Genomic DNA, 18345 nt, shown 5'->3' on the forward strand with positions numbered 1-18345 from the left:
ATTCGCCGGGACGACGACGAGATCGGCCGTCTGGCTAGTTCAAATTGATATTGAATTCGTAGCTTTTGTCGCCGCCGACCACCGTCAGCTTCAGCGCGGCGCCATTTGCCGTGGCGCCGGGCGGCAGACCGTCGAGCTCGAAGGAGAAGCGCTTCACGCCCGGGGGCGCGTGTTCGACGAGCTTGGGCACCGGCAGTGCCCAGTCGGGCGTCGGGCCCTCGACGAACAGGCTCAGGTCCTTTGGGTCCTTTGTTTCGGGCGCGGTGACATCGACCAGCACGTTGTTGCCGTCGCGCTTGACGTCGCGGATCGTGAACGGGACGGGGTCGCCGATATTGGCGGGCTTCGGCACCGCGTTGAGCGCTTCCGACAGCGCGGCGTCCTCGGTCGATGCGACGCTTGCGAAGGCGAGCTCGGCCTTCGCTTCCACCGGCACGCACAGCTTCTCGCACACCGCGTAGCTGATGTCGGCGCGCAGCACCAGCGGCTTGTCGGGATTCTTCGCGACGATGCGCAGCGGCAGCACCACCTGATGCTTGTAGCCGAGCGAGGTGCCGCCGGCGCCGTCGTCGAACTGGCGCGGCGCCGGCCACATCACCGTCACCGCATCGACATTGTCGGACTTGGAGAAATCGAACCGCGGCGGCACGCCGGAATCGCCTGGGGTCCGCCAATAGGTTTTCCAGCCGTCCTGCAGCTGGAAGGCAATGCCGCCCAGCAGCACCGCGCCGCTGCGCGATCCCGCGAGCAATCGCACCGCGGAATGGGTGTCCTGCTGCCACGGCGAGGCGTCGTCGGCACGAACCTCCGTGGCGACCAAGGCGACGGAGAACAAGGCGGCAACGCCAAATGCGCCCCGCAAGGGAACTGTGACGATCATGAGACGTCTTTACCTGCAACTTTCGGTGCAAACCATTGAATTGCTTGTGATGCATCGCCGCACTGCGGTCGATGGTTGATTGACAGAACCGCCACCCAATATCAGGATGCCCAAATCAGCAGGAAAGGCCTTTGCGGATGCGCCCTGAAGGCAAAACAGGCAAGACAACAGGCAGGCCTCGCAAGACCGCCGCCGGCCGAAACCCGGCCGTCGGTCCCGATGCCGGCGACGATGGCTATCTCGATGGCCAGATGCTGATCGCGATGCCTGTGATGAACGACCCGCGGTTCGAGCGCTCGGTGATCTACATGTGCGCCCATTCATCCGAGGGCGCGATGGGCATCATCGTCAACCGTCCGGCCGGCAGCATCGATTTCCCGGGCCTCCTGGTGCAGCTCGACATCATCCAGAAGTCGGACCAGATCACGCTGCCCGAGAATGCCGAGATGATGAAGGTGATGAAGGGCGGCCCGGTCGACACCGGCCGCGGCTTCGTGCTGCACTCCAGCGACTTCTACATCCAGGATGCGACGCTCAACATCGACGACGGCATTTCGCTCACCGCGACCGTCGATATCCTGAAGGCGATCGCCAAGGGCGCCGGCCCCAAGCACGCCATCCTCGCGCTCGGCTATGCCGGCTGGGCGCCGGGCCAGCTCGAGAACGAGATCCAGCACAATGGCTGGCTGCATTGCGACGCCGATCCCGAGCTGATCTTCGGCACCGATGTCGACGAGAAATATGCCCGCGCCTTGCGCAAGATCGGCATCGAGGCCGGCATGCTGTCCAACGACGCCGGCCACGCGTAGGTAGCGGCGCCCCTTCCACATTCACGGTGTCGTCCCTTCGAAAGCAGGGACCCATAACCACCGCATTCAGTTGTAACGCGGCGCTGGGCCACAGCGTCACGCAACAACGGCGCCCTGTGGTTATGGGTCGCGCTTCGCTTCCGCGGGACGACAGCTGTTGTCGCGTCCCGCTACTCTGCCGCTTCCTGCGCCACCGTCGGCTGGGTACCGGCCACCGTGGCGCGGCGCATGTCGCGGGGTTGCGACTGGTCGTAGCGGCGGACGCGGTGCACGGTCTGGCGGTTGTCCCACATCACGAGGTCATGCACCGTCCATTTGTGGACGTAGACGAACTCCGGCTGGGTGGCGTGCTCGGTGAGATCGCGCAGCAACAGCCGCGCCTCCGGCATGCTCATGCCCCGGATGGCGCCGGCATGCGACGACAGGTACAGCGACTTGCGGCCATGCACCGGATGGGTACGCACCAGCCGTTGCAGCACCGGCTTGAACATCTCTTTCTCTTCGTCGGTGTAGTCGAGGAAGCCGAGCGAGCCGCGCGAATACATCAGCGAGTGTTCGCAGATCATGTCCTCGATCTCGGCCTTGGTCTCGTCGTCGAGCGCATCATAGGCCGCGCGCATGTCGGCGAACTCGGTGTTGCCGCCCTTCGGGTTCACGACGCGTGCCGACAGCAGCGAGAATTTCGCGGGGATCGGCCGGAACGAGCTGTCGGAATGCCACAGGCAGTTGCCGAGATTGAACAGATGGGTGCGGTGATCCTTCGGTAGCGGCTTGCCGTCCTTGCCGAGATTTCCGACATCATTGAGCCCGGAGGAGAGGCGGTAGTCCTCCTTCTTCGTCACGGTGCCGCCGCGCGAGGTTTCGCGCTCGCCGAAATTCAGCGCGAACGCCATCTGCTGCTCGTCCGTGATGGCCTGGCCGTGGAAGACGAGCACGGCGTATTTGTCCATGCCGGCCTCGATGTCGCTGGCTTCCTGCTTCGTCAGCGGCTTGCGCAGGTCGACGCCGGAGACCTCGCCGACGAAATGCTTGTGAAGCTGCCGGATCAGGACCGTCATGGCGGATATCTCCCCGTGCTGTTGCGGGCGGTTGTCCCGCTTCGTTTGCCGAGAAGGCTACTCCCGAGCCGCGCGCTGTCAACGCTTCGGGGAAAGACGCGGGTCAGGCATTCCGCGCCATCAACCCGCCGTCGACCGGAATCACCGCGCCGGTCAGGAACGATGCAGCGGGCAGGCACAGGCTCAGCGTCATATGCGCGACCTCTTCCGGATCGCCGTAGCGCGCCAGCGCAGTGCGGCGCTTGGCGTAGATCGTCTTGTGCTCCTCGGAGATGCGATCGGTGATGGCGGTGCGGATCGGGCCCGGACAGATGCAGTTCACCGTGATGCCTTCGCGTCCAAGTTCCACCGCGAGCGAGCGGGTCAGGCTGGTGACCCCGCCCTTGGCCGCGGAGTAGGGGCTGTGCAGACCCGTCGCACCGAGAGCCTCGGTCGAGGCGATGTTGACAATGCGCGGCGAGCGCGATTTGCGCAGGTAGGGCAGTGCGGCGCGGATGATGCGCGGATGCGCCGTCAGCATGACCGCGATGCCCTTGGCCCAGGCGTCCTCGTAACCGGGATCGTCGATCGGCACCCGCACCGAGATGCCGGCATTGTTGACGATGATGTCGAGCCCGCCGAAATGCGCGGCGACATTGTTGACGACTTTGGTGATGGCGTCGCGATCGCTGACGTCGAGCGTCCAGGCTTTGGCCGAGCCGCCGCTTGCCGAAATCTCCTTCGCCACCGCCTGCGTGCCTTCCTCGGTGAGGTCGGTGACTGCGACATTGGCGCCTTCATCGGCGAACACCCGCGCCGTGGCGCGGCCCATGCCGCTGGCCGCGCCGGTAACGAGAACGGTGAGGCCCTTCACCGAACGGCTGAGCTGCTTGTATTCGGACATGACGGACCTCCCGTTGATTTTCTTGTCGTGTGAGACGGCAACGCTCGCACCTCTCGGCAGAGACGTCAAACCGGCGAGCTCTTATCGGCCTGCGTGCAGCGCGTTAACGCAAGTTCTGCGTTGGCTTTTCGCAAAGGATCATGCTCAATCAAGACAACAACAGAGAGGAACGCGCGATGAACGAGCTCGATTTCAGCGGCAAGCAGATATTGGTGGTCGGCGGCTCCAGCGGCATCGGCAACGGCATCGCGCAGGCTTTCCGCGCCAAGGGCGCGCGCGTTGCCGTGTACGGCACCCGCGCCAAGGCGAGCGATTATTCCGCGGAGGAAGGCTCGCATCTCGATGGCCTCGCCTATGCGCAGCTCGACGTCTCCGATCCGCAGGCGATCGCAAGCCTCACGCCGTCGTTCGATCGGCTCGATGTGCTGGTGCTGGCGCAGGGCGCGGTGATTTACCGCCGCGGGGAATTCGAGATGGAGGGTTTTCGCAAGGTGCTCGAGGTCAATCTGATGAGCCTGATGGCCTGCGCTACCAAATTCCACGCGATGCTCACCGCGAGCAAAGGCTCGCTGATCATCGTGAGCTCGACCGCGGCCTATCATTCCACGATGGGCAATCCGGCCTACAACGCGTCGAAAACCGGCGCGGTCGGGCTGACGCGCACGCTCGGCGAGGCCTGGGCCGAGAACGGCATCCGCGTCAACGGCATCGCGCCGGGCCTTGTCGACACCAAGATGACCAAGGCGACGACGGCGAATCCGAGGCGCCTCGAAGGCGCGCTCGAGCGCATTCCGCTGAAGCGGCTCGGCACGCCCGCCGACATGGCCGGCGCCGCCTTGTTCCTGGCCTCGCCGCTCGCCTCCTACGTCGTCGGCCAGACCCTCGTCGTCGACGGTGGGCTGATCCTGTAGTTCCAGGAACTTGCGCGCGCTTGCCCGGTTAGCTCCCTGACAATTCAGGGAGCGTCACGATGGACAAGGATCGGATTTTCGGAACGGCAAAGGAGTTCGCGGGCAAGGCCGAAGGCGCAGTCGGCGAGGCCACCGGCGATGCGCAGACCCAGGCCTCGGGCGGCGCGCGCCAAGCCGCCGGCACGGTGCAGGATCTCTACGGCCAGGCCAAGGACGCCGCGCGCGACGCCGCTGACACGGCCGTCAACTACGCCAAGGACGCGTACGAACATCGCGGCGAAACCGTTCGCAGCGGACAGAAGGCGATGGCGCATGCGGTGCAGGACAATCCGCTGGGATCGCTCTTGATCGCCGGCGGTATCGGCTTTGCGCTCGCGCTGTTGATGACGCGCCAGCCGCGCCGCCCGCCGCCGTCACGCTGGCGCTATTACGGCTGAGACCGCAGGGCGGGTGAGCGATAGCGTAACCCGCCATCTCTCCGCGCAAGCAATATCGGCGGGTTACGGCTCGCCTAACCCGCCGACCATTCTTTCACGATCTGAAGGCGCGTCACGCGCCGTCTACTGCCAGGGATTCCCCGGCGCTGCGGCGCGCTGTCCGACGCCGCGCGGTGGCCGCGGTGGCGGGGCGACTAGCGGGCGCTGCTGCGGCGCGCCGAATCCGAACAGGTCGCGCAGCCAGGGCTGGGTCTGTGGCTGCTGCTGTTGCTGCGGTTGGGCCTGGGTTGGACGGAACGCGCGGCGTTGTGGCTTCGGTGCGGTGATGATCGAGCCGTCGGGCGCGATCGCCGTGGTGGAGGGCGGCGGATTTGCCGGCCCACCCGCGGGCGCGGCTGGCGTCACCGCGGCAACCGGCACGTCGCCCTTGGCTTGCTCGCGGCCGATCTCGCGGCGCGGCCAGGCGAAATCGTCGGCGCGGCCGGCCGGCGGGGCCAGGGCCTCGCCCTTCACCAGCGTGCGGGCGGCGAGCGCATCGACCGCGGCGGGCCGCGAGCCCGGGCCGCCGAGCAACTGATCGGTGCCGACCGTCGAGGCGACCAGCGGCAGCACCGGGCCTGCCAGCGGCCGCGGCGCCGGCTTGCCGGGCTCGGCGCTGGCATCGGGCGTTGCCGGCTCGCTCGGCAGCGCGATCGGGCCGGAGCGCACCGCAAGCAGGCGGGTTACCTCGCGCTCGACATAATGCGCGAGCTTGCGCGCACCGGCCTTGGTGAAGAACACGCCGTCATCGGTGCGCAGCTTGCGCGGCTGGCCTTCGAAGTCAGGGCCCTTCGGCATGAAGCGGCCGGCCTCGTCGACAAAGCCGTCCCAGACGTCGACATAGGTGATGCCGGCCTTGCCGGCGCCGTCGCGATACAGCGCGTCGAGGAACAGCATGTCCGACGTGCCCTTCTGGCCGCGGATCGCAGGCAGGCCGACCCACAGCACCGGCACGCCCTTGCTCTTCAGCACATTGATCAGCTCCTCGATCTTCTTGCCGTAGAGCTCGACCCAGCGGTCCTCGCGGAAATCATAGACGCCATTGGGCGAGCGCGCGGTCTTTTCCGGCGCGGCCTGCGCATCATTATCGGCGTCGTCGGGCGACAGCTCGGGATCGACCGGTTTGGTATCGGTCTTGGCATCGCTCTTGGCATCATTCTTGGCGGCGGCATCGGGCTTGTCGCCCGGCTTTGCGTCCGGCTTGCCGCGTGTGTCCTTCTTCTCGTCTTTCTTGTCGGCCTTTTTCTCCACCACCGGTTCGCGGAGCGACGTACGATCGTTGAGGCCGAGCATCACGACGATGGCGTCCGGGTTCTCGGTGGCGAGAATGCCCTTGGCGGCGGCCGCCCAATCCGCCGGGTCGCCCTTGGGCTGATAGCGGATCAGGCCGGACACCGTCTTTGCCTTGCGGATCACGCCCATGTCGGGTTGGTCGGAATACGCATCCTCGAGGCCATAGGCGAGCCAGTCGGCCATTGCATCGCCGATCACGAGCACGTTGCGCTCGGCGGCGGCTTCGCGCTTGGCCGGCGCCGGTGCGCGTGAGAAATCCTCGCGCGGCCGCTGCTGCTGGGGCTGCGACTGCGGGTGCTGCTGCTGGAATGGCGCGAAGAAATCGCCGCCGAACCAGCCGCCGCCACCACCGCCGCTGCGTGGCGGCGGCGCGCGGCGTGGAGCATCGCCGAAGCCGGGGAAACCGAAGAACTGCGCCGAGGCGGGCTCGGCAATGCCGATCAACAGCGTAAGCGCCACCGCCAGCGCCACCAGCGGGCCGGCTTCGGTGAATAGGCGCAGGAAGGACTTCGGCTCTCGCATCGGGGCGTCGCAATGATCTGGAAGTACGTCAGCATATTAGCGGAATCGGGCCGCAAGCGGGCAGCTTTTCCACCATAAATCGGGTGCCCCCAGCCGCCGTCAAGACGGGCGGCAAATATCGGATTTCACGGTTACTTTTGCGGGGAGGAGGGGGCCTGACGTCACCGCCGGCGGAACTCGGCTCGCATGGCGTGAAGAGCCGTAGCCCGGATGAAGCGAAGCGCAATCCGGGCCCGAACCAACCGCGTCGCGAGGACCCCGGATTACGCTTGCGCTTCATCCGGGCTAAAGGGCCGCCGGCGCGGCCCTACCGCCCCCGCAGCCGGTCCAGCACCTCAGACGTGGCAAAACCGTCGGCCGGCGCGCCGATCGAAACCTGGAAGCCGCGCAGCGCCTCGCGGGTCTGGCCGCCGAACTGGCCGTCGGGCGTGCCCTTGTAGAAGCCGCGCTGAGCCAGCAGTTGCTGCAACTCCAGCCGCTCGGCGCGCGACAGCACCCGTTCCTGGCGCGGCCAAGGCTGCACGAAGGGTTGGCCGCCGCGCAGCCGATCGGCGAAATGGCCGATCGCGAGCGCGTAGGCCTCGGCCGGGTTGTACTTCATGATCACGCGGAAGTTCTGCAGCATCAGGAAGCCCGGACCTTCGGCGCCAGCCGGCGCCAGCAGATAGGCCTTGTCGGATGGCCGCGGGAACGGCTGGTTGTTTGGCCGCTTGACGCCGAGCTGCTCCCATTGCGACAGCGGCATCACCTTGGCGCGGTCGGCCAGCATGTAGTTGAGGCCTTGCGGCAGCACCACCTCGTAGCCCCAGCTCGCGCCGGTCTGCCAGCCGTCCTTCTTCAGATTGTTGGCGGTGGACGCGATCAGGTCGCTCGGATTGTCGACGACGTCCCGGCGGCCGTCGCCGTCGCCGTCGACCGCGTAGCGCTTGAACGCGGTCGGCATGAACTGGGTCGGGCCGAACGCGCCGGCCCAGGAGCCGCGCAGCTGTTCGGGCCTGAGATCGCCGCGGTTGAGGATTTCCAGCGCCGACAGGAACTCGTCCTTGAAATAGGCCTGGCGGCGGCCGATGCAGGCGAGCGTCGCGGTCGACTGCACCACGCTGCGGTCGCCCATCTGGGTCGAGTAGTTCGATTCGATGCCCCAGATCGCAGCGATGATGTAGCGATCGACACCATAGGCCTTCTCGGTTGCGTCGAACTGCGGCTTGTATTTCGCGAGGATCTCGCGGCCTTTCGCCAGCCGCGCGTCGCTGACCAGGATATCGAGATAGTCCCAGATCGCCTTGGTGAATTCCGGCTGCGAGTCGAGCAGATCCATGATGCGCAGGTCGGGTTGCAGGCCCGCGGTGAAGCGCTCGAAATTCTGCTGGGTGATGTTGCGCCGCGCGGCATCTGGCCACATCCCGGCGACGCAGTTCGGGAAGTCGGATGCGGCCTGGCGGATCGCGGCGGCGGTCATCAGCGGATGGCCGGAGGCGCCGTCTTCGCCGCTCCAGGGCGGTGTTGCGCCATCCTGTCCGGTCGCAGCCTGCGGCGGGCTCGCGTTCGGCCCGGAAAAGATGCTGTCGATCAGGTTGGTCAGGCCGTTGCCCGCCGATTGCGCCTTGGCCCCGCCGGCCAGCAGCAGGGCCAGCGCGACCAGGCTCGCGCTGCAAAGTCTGGTCCTTGATGTTCCGATCGAGCGCATGTGTCGTATGCCTGTCAAAAACGTGCTGTTCCAGAAGGACCCGGGACGGTTTCCAATAACTTAACAGAGGCGAGGTTTTGTTGCCGCACGCATGGCTGACGGGAACGGCGGAATTAAGCCGCACCACACATCCGCCTTTGTTGGCGGCTGCAAAACGGTTACCAAGGGCATGATTGATTTCGTGCCGCCGTCCCACCCCATTTCAAGGCTTCCGATAATCCCATGAAGATCCGCAAAGCCGTATTTCCCGTCGCCGGCCTCGGTACCCGCGTGCTGCCCGCCACCAAGGCGATGCCGAAGGAAATGTTGACGATCGTCGACAAGCCCCTGATCCAGTACGTGGTCGACGAGGCGCGGGAAGCCGGCATCGAGCACTTCGTGTTCGTCACCGGCCGCAACAAGGGCGTCATCGAGGATCATTTCGACCGCATGTTCGAGCTCGACACCACGCTGGCGCAGCGCGGCAAGAAGACCGAGCAGGAAATTCTGGCGCAGAATCAGCCCGAAGCCGGCGCGATGAGCTTCACCCGGCAGCAATCGCCGCTCGGGCTCGGCCATGCGGTGTGGTGCGCGCGCGACATTGTCGGCAACGAGCCGTTCGCGGTGGTGCTGCCCGACGAGCTGGTGCTGAACACGCCGGGGTGCCTGAAGCAGATGATCGACGCGGCCAACAAGCTCGGCGACAAGTCGAACGTGATCGCGGTCGAGGCCGTCCCCGACGAGCTCACCCATCAATACGGCATCTGCAGCGTGGGGAAGCGCACCGGCAACATCTTCGAGGTCGACCGCATGGTCGAGAAGCCGCCTCAGGGCACCGCGCCGTCGAATCTGTCGATCACCGGCCGCTACATCCTGCAGCCGGAGATCTTCGACATCCTCGCCACTCAGCAGCGCGGCGCCGGCGGCGAGATCCAGCTCACCGACGCGATGATCGGGCTCGCCAAGACGCAGAAATTCTACGGCGTCGAGTTCGAGGGCGAGCGACATGATTGCGGCTCCAAGCCCGGCTTCCTCCGCGCCAACATCGCGTTCGGCCTCAAGCGCCCCGAACTGCGCGACGGCCTGATCGCCGAGATGAAGAAGTATCTGGAGAAGTAGGGCCACTGCCGCGGCGAAACCGAGAGCAAAGCTCAGGCGATCCTGTCGCGAGAATGCGGCTGTATGACTCTCCGCCCGTGCAACAAATTTAGTGTCGTCCCTGCGAAAGCAGGGACCCATAACCACCGATGTTCGTCGTTGCACAATGCTAGAACGACGAGTCGAGGTCACACAACTCGGGCCGCGGCGTATGGGTCCCTGCTTTCGCAGGGACGACGGTGGTGAATGTGGCGCGAGGCCCGCGTCAAACTCAGAACGCTGCCTCTACGCGCCACTGCACCAATCACGCGACCTTCCGTCGCCCCGCGCGCTTCGCGTCCTTGCCGCCATCTCCCTTCGGCGCGCGCAGTTCGCGGGCGGCGAGGCTCACCACTTCGGCGATCTGCTGGAGCTGCGCGGCGAGCGGGGAGGTCTTGCGCCAGACCATGCCGATGGTGCGCGAGGGCTGCGGGTGCTTGAAGCGCGAGACCGTGACCGGCGCCGAGCGCGTCTCCACCGTCACCGCCATCTCCGGGATCAGGGTGACGCCGATGCCGGCGCCGACCATCTGCACCAGCGTCGACAGCGAGCTCGCATCCAGCACCTCGCGCGGCGGCGAGGATTGCATATTGCAGAACGACAGCGCCTGGTCGCGGAAGCAGTGGCCCTCCTCGAGCAGCAACAGCCGCATCTCGCGCAGCATCTCGGCGCTCGGCACGGGGGTCTTGGCGTCCTCGCCCGGCCGCACCAGCAGGAAATTCTCCGAGAACAGCGCGACCTCGGTCAGCGACGGTTCCGACACCGGCAGCGCCACGATCGCGGTGTCGAGCCGGCCCTCGGCGACTTCCTTGATCAGCTTCGGCGTCAGCGTCTCGCGGACGTGGATGTCGAGCTCGGGATGCAGCCGCGCCAGGGTCTCGATCACCTTCGGCAGCAGATATGGCGCGATCGTCGGGATCATGCCGACACGCAGGCGGCCTGCGAGCTTGTCGCGCGAGGCGCGCGCGAAGTCGCCGAGCTCGTCGACTGAGCGCAGGATGTCGCGGACGCGGCGCAGCAGCTCCTCGCCGAACGCCGTCAACGTCACCTGCCGCGCGCTGCGCTCGATCAGCACGCCGCCGACCGCCTGTTCCATCTCGCGGATCTGCATCGACAGCGCCGGCTGCGACACCGCGCAGGCGTCCGCGGCGCGTCCGAAATGCCCGTGGCGGGCCAGCGCATCGAAATACCTCAATTGCCGGAGTGTGACATTTATCATCAGATAATCTTATCGGTGTGATCACTAAAGTCAATTTCACCTGATAGATTGGGGCGCGTAGAATCTTTCTTGGAAGAGCTCCAGCACATTCCAGAATCCATCACCTCGGAGAAGAAACATGGACGCAAAAACCGACGAAGGCGCGGGCAAATGCCCATTCGGCGCAAGCCCCCGCGCACGCACGAATCGTGACTGGTGGCCGCAAGGACTCGACATTCAGGTGCTGCATCGGAATTCGGATCTGTCCGATCCGATGGGAAAGACCTTCGACTACGCCAAGGAATTCAAGACCCTCGATCTCAACGCGGTCATCAAGGACCTGACGGCCTTGATGACCGAGTCGCAGGAATGGTGGCCGGCCGACTACGGTCACTACGGCGGCCTGATGATCCGCATGGCCTGGCACTCGGCGGGCACCTACCGCATCACCGACGGCCGCGGCGGCGCCGGCGCCGGTCAGCAGCGTTTTGCTCCGCTCAACAGCTGGCCCGACAATGCCAGCCTCGACAAGGCGCGCCGGCTGCTTTGGCCGATCAAGCAGAAGTACGGCAAGAAGATCTCCTGGGCCGACCTGATGATCCTTGCCGGCAATGTCGCGCTGGAATCGATGGGCTTCAAGACGTTCGGCTTTGCGGGTGGCCGCGCCGACGTATGGGAACCGGAAGAGCTGTACTGGGGCCCGGAGGGCACCTGGCTCGGCGACGAGCGTTACAGCGGCGAGCGTCAGCTCTCCGAGCCGCTCGGCGCCGTGCAGATGGGCCTGATCTACGTCAATCCGGAAGGTCCGAACGGCAAGCCGGATCCGGTCGCTGCCGCGAAGGACATCCGCGAGACGTTCTTCCGCATGGCGATGAACGATGAGGAGACCGTCGCGCTGATCGCCGGCGGTCACACCTTCGGCAAGACCCATGGCGCGGGCGATCCGTCGCTGGTCGGTCCGGAGCCGGAAGCTGGCGCGCTCGAGGACCAGGGTCTCGGCTGGAAGAGCAGCCATGCCAGCGGCGTGGGCACTGATGCGATCACCTCCGGCCTCGAGGTGGTCTGGACCCAGACGCCGACCAAGTGGAGCAACTACTTCTTCGAGAACCTGTTCAAGTATGAATGGGAGCTGACGAAGAGCCCCGGCGGCGCCCAGCAGTGGGAAGCCAAGGGAGCCGACGCGATCATCCCGGATCCGTTCGATCCGTCGAAGAAGCGCAAGCCGACGATGCTGACCACGGACCTCTCGCTGCGCTTCGATCCCGCCTATGAGAAGATCTCGCGCCGCTTTCTGGAGCACCCCGATCAGTTCGCGGACGCGTTCGCCCGCGCCTGGTTCAAGCTCACCCACCGCGACATGGGTCCGATCGTGCGCTACCTCGGCCCGCTGGTGCCGAAGGAGACGCTGATCTGGCAGGACCCGATCCCGGCGCTCGATCATGAAGTGATCGGCGACAAGGATATCGAGGCGCTCAAGGCGAAGATCCTTGCCTCGGGTCTGTCGGTGTCCGAGCTGGTGTCGACCGCCTGGGCTTCGGCCTCGACCTTCCGCGGCTCCGACAAACGTGGCGGCGCCAACGGTGCGCGCATCCGTCTTGCTCCGCAGAAGGACTGGGAGGTCAACGAGCCGGCGCAGCTCAAGACGGTGCTCTCCAAGCTCGAGGCCATCCAGAAGGAGTTCAGCACCGGCGGCAAGAAGGTCTCACTGGCCGACCTGATCGTGCTCGGCGGTGCGGCCGCGATCGAGAAGGCGGCCAAGGACGGCGGCATCAGCGTGAAGGTTCCGTTCACGCCCGGCCGCATGGACGCGTCGCAGGATCAGACCGACGTCCAATCCTTCGCTCCGCTGGAGCCGCGGGCTGACGGTTTCCGCAATTACGTCAGCGGCAAGCATCAGTTCATGATGCCGGAAGAAGCGTTGGTGGATCGTGCGCAGCTGCTGAAGCTGACGGGGCCGGAAATGACCGTCCTCGTCGGCGGACTGCGCGTTCTCGGCGCCAATGCCGGGAAGTCCAAGCACGGCGTCTTCACCGGCAAGCCCGGGACGCTGACCAACGACTTCTTCCTCAACCTGCTCGATATGTCCACCGAGTGGAGCCATGTCGGCCAGGGCGTCTATGAAGGCCGCGACCGTAAGACCAAGGCGGTGAAGTGGACCGGCACCCGCGTCGACCTGATCTTCGGTTCGCACTCGCAGCTGCGGGCATTCGCCGAGGTCTACGGCCAGTCCGACTCGAAGGAACAGTTCGTGAAGGACTTCGTCGCGGCCTGGGCCAAGGTGATGAACGCCGATCGCTTCGACCTCGTGAAGTAAGCGGCCGGCAATGGCCATCAGGGCAGGGCGGCGCTTCGGCGCCGCCCTGTTTCATTTCAGGGACGTCGTTCGGGACGAAAGGCTTTCCGCAGCGTTGCTCAGTCGTGCAGCTTCATGTCCCGGATCATCTCCTCGAACTCCGCCTGCGATGGCGGCGCCAGCGAAGCTTGCGGCGCGCTGCCGGTCGCGGCAGGCACGTCACATCGCATGGCGTCGCGCCGCGGCTCGAAGATTGCGGTCAGGCTCGCCCAGCACACGAGGAGCGCCACGATGCAGTCGAGTACATTGGATGCCGTCATGGCAGCACCAGCATCAGCATTGTCATGCCCTGATGCTGCAGCCGACCCGGGCTTCGCGCAATTCGGAAGCTGCGAAACGTAACTTCGGCGCAGCCGAGTGGACACCGTCATTGCGAGCCACCCGGTTCGGCGCGAAGCGCCGCCGGATGACAGGCTCCGCGAAGCAATCCATCGTGCCGCATGGAGAGATGGATTGCTTCGTCGCTCCCGCTCAATGAGGGCGGATGGAATCGAATGTCCAACCCTGATTCGTGCGTCGCCGTTACAGCGGCTATCCGCTCCGCGCCCGGCGCCCTTCGATCGGATAGGCGGGATCGTTGAAGCCCGGCGTCGAGGGATGGCCTGTCACGACGAGGCGGTCGATCAGGGCTTCGTCCTCGGCGGTGAAGCGGTAGTCGAGCGCGCGGATGTAGTCGTCCCATTGCGCTTCGGTGCGCGGGCCTGCGATCACCGCGCTGACGAACGACGAGTTCAGCACCCACGACACCGCGAACTGCCCGGCGGTGATGCCGCGGCTCTCGGCATGGCGCTTGATCTCCTGGGCGAGCTCGAGCGATTCCGGCCGCCACTCGGTCTGCATCATGCGCTTGTCGTTGCGCCCCGCGCGGCTGTCCGCCGGCGGCGCCGCGTCGGGGGCGTATTTGCCGGTCAGGACGCCGCGCGCCAGCGGGCTATAGGGCACGATGCCGAGGCCGTAATAGGCGCAGGCCGGAAAATGCTCGACCTCGGGCATCCGGTTCATCGCATTGTAATAGGGCTGGCTCGCGACCGGGCGGTCGATGCCGAGCCGATCGCAGATGTTGCAGATCTCGGCGACGCGCCAGGCGCGGTAGTTGGAGACGCCGAAATAGCGCACCTTGCCGGCGCGGATCAGGTCGCCGATCGCGCGCACGGTCTCGTCGAGCGGCGTCGCGTGGTCTTCCTTGTGCAGATAGTAGACGTCGATGTAGTCGGTGCCGAGCCGCTTCAGGCTCTCGTCGGCGGCCTGCAGTACCCAGCGCCGCGACAGCCCGCCATGATTGGGATCATCGCCGATCGGATTGGCGAGCTTGGTCGCGAGCACCCAGTTGGAGCGGCTGTTGGCGATCGCGCGGCCGACGACCTCCTCGGACTTGCCGCCATTATAGGCGTCGGCGCTGTCGATGAAGTTGATGCCGGCCTCGCGCGCCTTGGCCACGATCCGCGACGAGGTCGCCTCATCGGTCGGCCCGCCGAACATCATCGTGCCGAGACAGATCGGCGATACCTTCAGGCCGCTGCGGCCGAGTTGGCGATATTGCATCGATCGTTCCTCCGGATGTCATTCCGGGATGGTCCGAAGGTCCGACCCGGAATCTCGAGATTCCGGGTTCGATGCTGGCGCATCGCCCCGGAACGACGATGATCAACTCTCGTTCTTCAGGATCTTGAACACGCCGTTGGCCATCGCGATGCAGCGCTTCTCGACGGTCACCTCGGCGCTGATGAAGATCAGGCTGCGGGTCGAGCGCACCACGCGGGGCCGCGTCGTCAGGATCTCGCCGATCTTGCCGGCCTCGACGAAATGGGTGTCGAGCTGCACCGTCGCAAGCGTCGGCTTGCCCGAGACGAAGCGCGCGGCCATGCCGCAGGCGCGGTCGGCAAAGGTCATGATCACGCCGCCCTGCACCAGCCCGCGACGATTATGGTGCTTATCCTCGGTGATCAGCGCGAGCTCGAGCGCGCCGTCCTTCAATCGTTCCCACAACGGGCCGATCAGGGTCAGGAAGCCCGTGGTTTCGGCGATCTTCCAGCCGTCGGATTTGAGGTGGTCCGCGGCCTTGGCCGTCATGAGGAGGAATCCCTTGCTTGCAGATGATTGATCGCAGGAGGCATGTCGTTCGACTCATTTCATCAAACGCTGATGTGTTGTAGTCAAGCTCAATGGCCCGCACATTTGATGATGCCACCCGGCGGAATATCGCAGAGCTCTGTGCCGCATTCGCGCGTCAGGCCGCGGCCGACGCGGCGCCGGCGCTGAAACGCGCGGCGGTCGCGATCGCGCTGACCGAAGGCGATGATGGCCGTGGTACGGCGTTCCTGCTGACCCGCCGCAGCGCGCGCTTGCGTGCGCACAGCGCGCAATGGGCGCTGCCGGGCGGACGCTGCGATGCCGGTGAGACCCAGGCTGAAGCCGCGCTGCGCGAATTGCAGGAAGAGCTCGGCCTCAAGCTGTCCGAACGCGATGTGCTCGGCCTGCTCGACGACTATCCGACCCGCTCCGGCTATCTGATCACGCCGGTCGTGGTGTGGGCCGGTGCGCATGCCGCGATCACGCCGAATCCGGACGAGGTCGCCTCCGTGCACCGCATCGGCCTCGATGCGATCGAACTCCAGGACGCGTTCAGCTTCGTCACGATTCCCGAGAGCACCCGGCGCGTGATCCGCTTCCGCCTCGGCGGCCAGCAGATCCATGCGCCGACCGCCGCGTTGATCTATCAGTTCCGCGAGGTGCTGGCCGGGCGCAGCACCCGTGTCGCCGATCTCGAGCAACCGGTGTTCGCATGGAAGTGACCGCCATCACCCCGTCGTCGGCACGGCGTTGCGCGGGCAATACCGCATTGTGGCGAAAATTCTGGAGCCGATCGCGGCATCCGGCCGCTTCGATCCGGACAATTCCGGGCTGACTTCGCGGCCGCGCTTGCTACAACGAGGCCATGCGCCCGCAATTGATTCGCCCCTGCCTTGGACTCGTCGCGCTCGCGCTCACTGTCGGCGCGCCGTCTGTCTTGGCTGGTGTCTTGGCCGGCGAGGCCGATGCGTTGCCGCCGTCGGTCGCCAATGCGATGGCGCAGGCCTCGCCGCAGGCGATCATGGACTATCGCCGCAAGCTGCAGGAGTACGAGGAGGCGCGCGCTGCCTTCGAGCAGGACGCCGGCGCCTATTGGAACGCGATCGCCGACAAGCGGCGCACTCGCAATGCCAAACGCCGCGACCGCGTGCAGATTGGGCTCGACGACTACGTGCTGCAGCAGCCGCCGGTCTATGAGGGCCCGAAGCGGCCGGTCAATCCGGCACCGGAAGAAGAGGGCGGCAAGCCGCCGCGGCCGCCGAAAACGATTCCGGTGGTCTCCGATCTGGTCAGGGCGGCCGCCGAACAATTCCAGTTCATGCCGCAGCGGCCGACCAGCGAGGTCGAGTTCAAGCGCGCCTATGCCCGCTACGCCCGCGCGGCCGGGCTGACGCCGGAGCAGGCGGTGCGGGTCTATTCGTTCGAGACCGGCGGCACCGGCAATTACGACGTGCAGGCGGGCATCGAGCACGGCGGCAAGCGCGCGATCTCCACGGCGATGGGCTACAACCAGCTGCTCACCACCAACACCGTCGAGCTATTGGCCGAGCAGGGCCATGAATTCGTGCGGGACCTGACCGAGCGGGTGGCGCGGACGCAGGGGCCGGCGCGCAAGGCGATGGAGCACAAGCTCGCGGTGCTGAAGAAGATGGTGGCGTTCACGCGCACCGTGCCCGACGACTGGTCGGCGCATCAACGCCTTGCCGACACGCCGCAGGGCTGGGCCTGTCACGCCATGGTGCTCGACATCGATGTCGGCCCGATGCTGCAGACCCACAAGCTGCTCACCTCGGTGATCTTCGCGCGCAACAAGGGCTACGGTCGGCCGCTGACCGCGGCCGAGCTCGAGATGATGAATCTGACCGGCGACGGCACCGGGCTCGACATGGTGACCATGCCGCAGGCGATGCGCGAACAGGTGCCGACCGCGAACTTCTTCCAGCGCTCGGGCTATGAGCGCAACCCGGTCGCGATCCGTCACAACACCGTGGCCAGGCTGCTTGCCGTCACCAACGAGCGCATGGACTTCAACAGCAGCAAGCCCGGCGCCAAGGAATTGGCCGCTGCGTTCTGAGGTCTGCTGGAAGCCTCAGTTCGAGCCGAACATGAACTTGCCGTCGCCCTCGAGATAGGGCCCGGAGCGCATGTAGAGCTGGCCGTTGTGCCCGATGAAGAACAGCGTCCCCTTCGGCACCTTCTTGGCGCCCTTCAGCAAGGTGCCGGCATTGCTGGTCCCCATTTTGTAGGCCCAGGTCTTGCCGTCCTTGTCATAGGCATAGCCCATGTCGGTCTTCAGCTCCCAGGGCGCGGCCTCCTGCGCGAATGCGCATGTCGTCATCGCAGCAAGGGTCGCTGTCGCAAAAAAGGTCTTGGTCAAAAAATGCGTCATGATCCACCTCCGGCCGAAAAACGGCGTCGTCCCCACGCCTTTGAACAAATCACGAACGCCATTCGCGCGTCAATACGACAATCGGCGTGGCTGCTTACGCAGATCATCGAGTTTGTGATTTCCCGTATCAAGCTTGGCGACTATTTTCGCGTTACCGTTTACAAACGCTTCGATTGCCAGAAACGTTACTGGGGGATGATCAGGATGAGCCACGTCATGAAAATCGGTATCGGTGTCGCTCTGTCGTTCATGACGCTGGCGTCAGTCGTGCAGGCGGACGAGTTCAAGCTCTCCAACAACCAGCGAATCTCCTGCAGCCGCGGCCTCTCCGCGGGCAAGCTCAACACCTCGACCTGCAAGTCCTACGCCTATCTGTTCAACGCCAAGACCTCCGAATACTTCCGTTGCCAGGTCTCGCTGGCGCTGACGCGGGACAACAAGGAGGTCATCAACGTCCAGGCCGACGGCGGCTGCACCAAGAAGCCGCGCATCTTCGACACCGACGGCAATTACACGTTCGACGCCACCGAGACCGAGCCGCCGAACACCAACTCGTTCTTCGGTCCCGGCGGCTATGCGATCTGGGCGAGCGACGCCAACACCCAGAAGATCCGCGGCTGCATCACGATCTCGTCCGGCCTCGGCTCCGATATCTCGAAATGCCTCGACATGACGTTTCAGTAACGGCGGCGCGGCCCGC

At 65.5% G+C, this 18345-nt stretch carries 18 protein-coding genes; 8 read left to right on the forward strand and 10 right to left on the reverse strand.

Annotated features, from left to right (window positions below; genetic code table 11):
* Nucleotides 1-34: 34 nt before the first annotated feature.
* The gene (locus ACVW17_RS12220; protein ID WP_456752117.1) at nt 35-880 is read right to left on the reverse strand and encodes a protein-disulfide reductase DsbD domain-containing protein; all 846 of its coding nucleotides are present in this window, start codon (nt 878-880) and stop codon (nt 35-37) included.
* 137 nt (nt 881-1017) lie between these two features.
* Here ACVW17_RS12220 and ACVW17_RS12225 point away from each other — a divergent pair, with 137 nt between their 5' ends.
* A complete protein-coding gene (locus tag ACVW17_RS12225) occupies nt 1018-1689 on the forward strand; it encodes a YqgE/AlgH family protein (protein ID WP_456752118.1) in 672 nt (223 codons plus the stop codon).
* Between the two features lie 170 nt (nt 1690-1859).
* Here ACVW17_RS12225 and ACVW17_RS12230 read toward each other — a convergent pair whose 3' ends face one another.
* Nucleotides 1860-2747 carry a TauD/TfdA dioxygenase family protein gene (locus ACVW17_RS12230; RefSeq protein ID WP_456752119.1) on the reverse strand — a complete coding sequence of 296 codons (888 nt, stop codon included), beginning with the start codon at nt 2745-2747 and terminating at the stop codon, nt 1860-1862.
* A 103-nt stretch (nt 2748-2850) separates the two neighbouring features.
* Entirely contained in the window at nt 2851-3630 is a 780-nt protein-coding gene (locus tag ACVW17_RS12235; RefSeq protein WP_456752120.1) for an SDR family NAD(P)-dependent oxidoreductase, read from the reverse strand.
* Nucleotides 3631-3806: 176 nt separating this feature from the next.
* Here ACVW17_RS12235 and ACVW17_RS12240 point away from each other — a divergent pair, with 176 nt between their 5' ends.
* Together ACVW17_RS12240 and ACVW17_RS12245 are read left to right on the forward strand one after the other, a co-directional pair.
* Nucleotides 3807-4541, forward strand: a complete 735-nt coding sequence (locus ACVW17_RS12240) for an SDR family NAD(P)-dependent oxidoreductase (RefSeq protein ID WP_456752121.1) — start codon at nt 3807-3809, stop codon at nt 4539-4541.
* A gap of 59 nt (nt 4542-4600) precedes the next feature.
* Nucleotides 4601-4978, forward strand: a complete 378-nt coding sequence (locus ACVW17_RS12245) for a CsbD family protein (protein ID WP_456752122.1) — start codon at nt 4601-4603, stop codon at nt 4976-4978.
* A gap of 123 nt (nt 4979-5101) precedes the next feature.
* Here ACVW17_RS12245 and ACVW17_RS12250 read toward each other — a convergent pair whose 3' ends face one another.
* Complete coding sequence (locus ACVW17_RS12250) at nt 5102-6832, reverse strand: SGNH/GDSL hydrolase family protein (RefSeq protein WP_456752123.1); 1731 nt, start codon at nt 6830-6832, stop codon at nt 5102-5104.
* Nucleotides 6833-7139: 307 nt separating this feature from the next.
* Complete coding sequence (locus ACVW17_RS12255; RefSeq protein WP_456752124.1) at nt 7140-8519, reverse strand: lytic murein transglycosylase; 1380 nt, start codon at nt 8517-8519, stop codon at nt 7140-7142.
* A gap of 222 nt (nt 8520-8741) precedes the next feature.
* On the opposite strand from ACVW17_RS12255, the gene galU reads away from it, so the two are divergent.
* Nucleotides 8742-9617 carry a UTP--glucose-1-phosphate uridylyltransferase GalU gene (gene galU / locus ACVW17_RS12260; protein WP_456752125.1) on the forward strand — a complete coding sequence of 292 codons (876 nt, stop codon included), beginning with the start codon at nt 8742-8744 and terminating at the stop codon, nt 9615-9617.
* Between the two features lie 283 nt (nt 9618-9900).
* On the opposite strand, the gene ACVW17_RS12265 is transcribed toward galU, so the two are convergent.
* Nucleotides 9901-10854 (reverse strand): LysR substrate-binding domain-containing protein, encoded by a 954-nt coding sequence (locus tag ACVW17_RS12265; protein WP_456752126.1) that lies wholly within the window; start codon nt 10852-10854, stop codon nt 9901-9903.
* 118 nt (nt 10855-10972) lie between these two features.
* Here ACVW17_RS12265 and katG point away from each other — a divergent pair, with 118 nt between their 5' ends.
* Nucleotides 10973-13147 carry a catalase/peroxidase HPI gene (gene katG, locus ACVW17_RS12270; RefSeq protein ID WP_456752127.1) on the forward strand — a complete coding sequence of 725 codons (2175 nt, stop codon included), beginning with the start codon at nt 10973-10975 and terminating at the stop codon, nt 13145-13147.
* Nucleotides 13148-13245: 98 nt separating this feature from the next.
* On the opposite strand, the gene ACVW17_RS12275 is transcribed toward katG, so the two are convergent.
* From ACVW17_RS12275 to ACVW17_RS12285, 3 genes are all read right to left on the reverse strand, one after another.
* Nucleotides 13246-13446 carry a hypothetical protein gene (locus ACVW17_RS12275; protein ID WP_456752128.1) on the reverse strand — a complete coding sequence of 67 codons (201 nt, stop codon included), beginning with the start codon at nt 13444-13446 and terminating at the stop codon, nt 13246-13248.
* 271 nt (nt 13447-13717) lie between these two features.
* Nucleotides 13718-14728, reverse strand: coding sequence for an aldo/keto reductase (locus tag ACVW17_RS12280; protein WP_456752129.1), 1011 nt, complete (start codon nt 14726-14728; stop codon nt 13718-13720).
* A 102-nt stretch (nt 14729-14830) separates the two neighbouring features.
* Nucleotides 14831-15256, reverse strand: a complete 426-nt coding sequence (locus ACVW17_RS12285) for a PaaI family thioesterase (protein WP_456752130.1) — start codon at nt 15254-15256, stop codon at nt 14831-14833.
* Nucleotides 15257-15348: 92 nt separating this feature from the next.
* Here ACVW17_RS12285 and ACVW17_RS12290 point away from each other — a divergent pair, with 92 nt between their 5' ends.
* Together ACVW17_RS12290 and ACVW17_RS12295 are read left to right on the forward strand one after the other, a co-directional pair.
* Nucleotides 15349-15978 (forward strand): NUDIX hydrolase, encoded by a 630-nt coding sequence (locus tag ACVW17_RS12290; RefSeq protein WP_456752131.1) that lies wholly within the window; start codon nt 15349-15351, stop codon nt 15976-15978.
* Nucleotides 15979-16121: 143 nt separating this feature from the next.
* Nucleotides 16122-17330, forward strand: a complete 1209-nt coding sequence (locus ACVW17_RS12295) for a hypothetical protein (RefSeq protein ID WP_456797161.1) — start codon at nt 16122-16124, stop codon at nt 17328-17330.
* A gap of 15 nt (nt 17331-17345) precedes the next feature.
* On the opposite strand, the gene ACVW17_RS12300 is transcribed toward ACVW17_RS12295, so the two are convergent.
* Entirely contained in the window at nt 17346-17645 is a 300-nt protein-coding gene (locus tag ACVW17_RS12300) for a hypothetical protein (protein WP_456797162.1), read from the reverse strand.
* 204 nt (nt 17646-17849) lie between these two features.
* Here ACVW17_RS12300 and ACVW17_RS12305 point away from each other — a divergent pair, with 204 nt between their 5' ends.
* On the forward strand, nt 17850-18329 hold the full coding sequence (locus tag ACVW17_RS12305) for a hypothetical protein (protein ID WP_456752134.1): 480 nt from the start codon (nt 17850-17852) through the stop codon (nt 18327-18329).
* The last annotated feature ends 16 nt before the right edge of the window (nt 18330-18345 follow it).

The sequence above is a fragment of the Bradyrhizobium sp. USDA 4473 genome (assembly GCF_054063335.1).

Excerpts from the sequence above, each read along its gene's own strand:
- ACVW17_RS12235 (WP_456752120.1), bottom strand. The coding sequence starts at position 3,630 with ATGTCCGAATACAAGCAGCTCAGCCGTTCGGTGAAGGGCCTCACCGTT.
- ACVW17_RS12220 (WP_456752117.1), bottom strand. The coding sequence starts at position 880 with ATGATCGTCACAGTTCCCTTGCGGGGCGCATTTGGCGTTGCCGCCTTG.
- ACVW17_RS12280 (WP_456752129.1), bottom strand. The coding sequence starts at position 14,728 with ATGCAATATCGCCAACTCGGCCGCAGCGGCCTGAAGGTATCGCCGATC.
- galU (WP_456752125.1), top strand. The coding sequence starts at position 8,742 with ATGAAGATCCGCAAAGCCGTATTTCCCGTCGCCGGCCTCGGTACCCGC.
- ACVW17_RS12275 (WP_456752128.1), bottom strand. The coding sequence starts at position 13,446 with ATGACGGCATCCAATGTACTCGACTGCATCGTGGCGCTCCTCGTGTGC.
- ACVW17_RS12230 (WP_456752119.1), bottom strand. The coding sequence starts at position 2,747 with ATGACGGTCCTGATCCGGCAGCTTCACAAGCATTTCGTCGGCGAGGTC.
- ACVW17_RS12245 (WP_456752122.1), top strand. The coding sequence starts at position 4,601 with ATGGACAAGGATCGGATTTTCGGAACGGCAAAGGAGTTCGCGGGCAAG.
- ACVW17_RS12295 (WP_456797161.1), top strand. The coding sequence starts at position 16,122 with ATGCGCCCGCAATTGATTCGCCCCTGCCTTGGACTCGTCGCGCTCGCG.
- ACVW17_RS12290 (WP_456752131.1), top strand. The coding sequence starts at position 15,349 with ATGGCCCGCACATTTGATGATGCCACCCGGCGGAATATCGCAGAGCTC.
- ACVW17_RS12305 (WP_456752134.1), top strand. The coding sequence starts at position 17,850 with ATGAGCCACGTCATGAAAATCGGTATCGGTGTCGCTCTGTCGTTCATG.
- ACVW17_RS12250 (WP_456752123.1), bottom strand. The coding sequence starts at position 6,832 with ATGCGAGAGCCGAAGTCCTTCCTGCGCCTATTCACCGAAGCCGGCCCG.
- ACVW17_RS12255 (WP_456752124.1), bottom strand. The coding sequence starts at position 8,519 with ATGCGCTCGATCGGAACATCAAGGACCAGACTTTGCAGCGCGAGCCTG.
- ACVW17_RS12300 (WP_456797162.1), bottom strand. The coding sequence starts at position 17,645 with ATGACGCATTTTTTGACCAAGACCTTTTTTGCGACAGCGACCCTTGCT.
- ACVW17_RS12240 (WP_456752121.1), top strand. The coding sequence starts at position 3,807 with ATGAACGAGCTCGATTTCAGCGGCAAGCAGATATTGGTGGTCGGCGGC.
- ACVW17_RS12285 (WP_456752130.1), bottom strand. The coding sequence starts at position 15,256 with ATGACGGCCAAGGCCGCGGACCACCTCAAATCCGACGGCTGGAAGATC.
- ACVW17_RS12225 (WP_456752118.1), top strand. The coding sequence starts at position 1,018 with ATGCGCCCTGAAGGCAAAACAGGCAAGACAACAGGCAGGCCTCGCAAG.
- katG (WP_456752127.1), top strand. The coding sequence starts at position 10,973 with ATGGACGCAAAAACCGACGAAGGCGCGGGCAAATGCCCATTCGGCGCA.
- ACVW17_RS12265 (WP_456752126.1), bottom strand. The coding sequence starts at position 10,854 with ATGATAAATGTCACACTCCGGCAATTGAGGTATTTCGATGCGCTGGCC.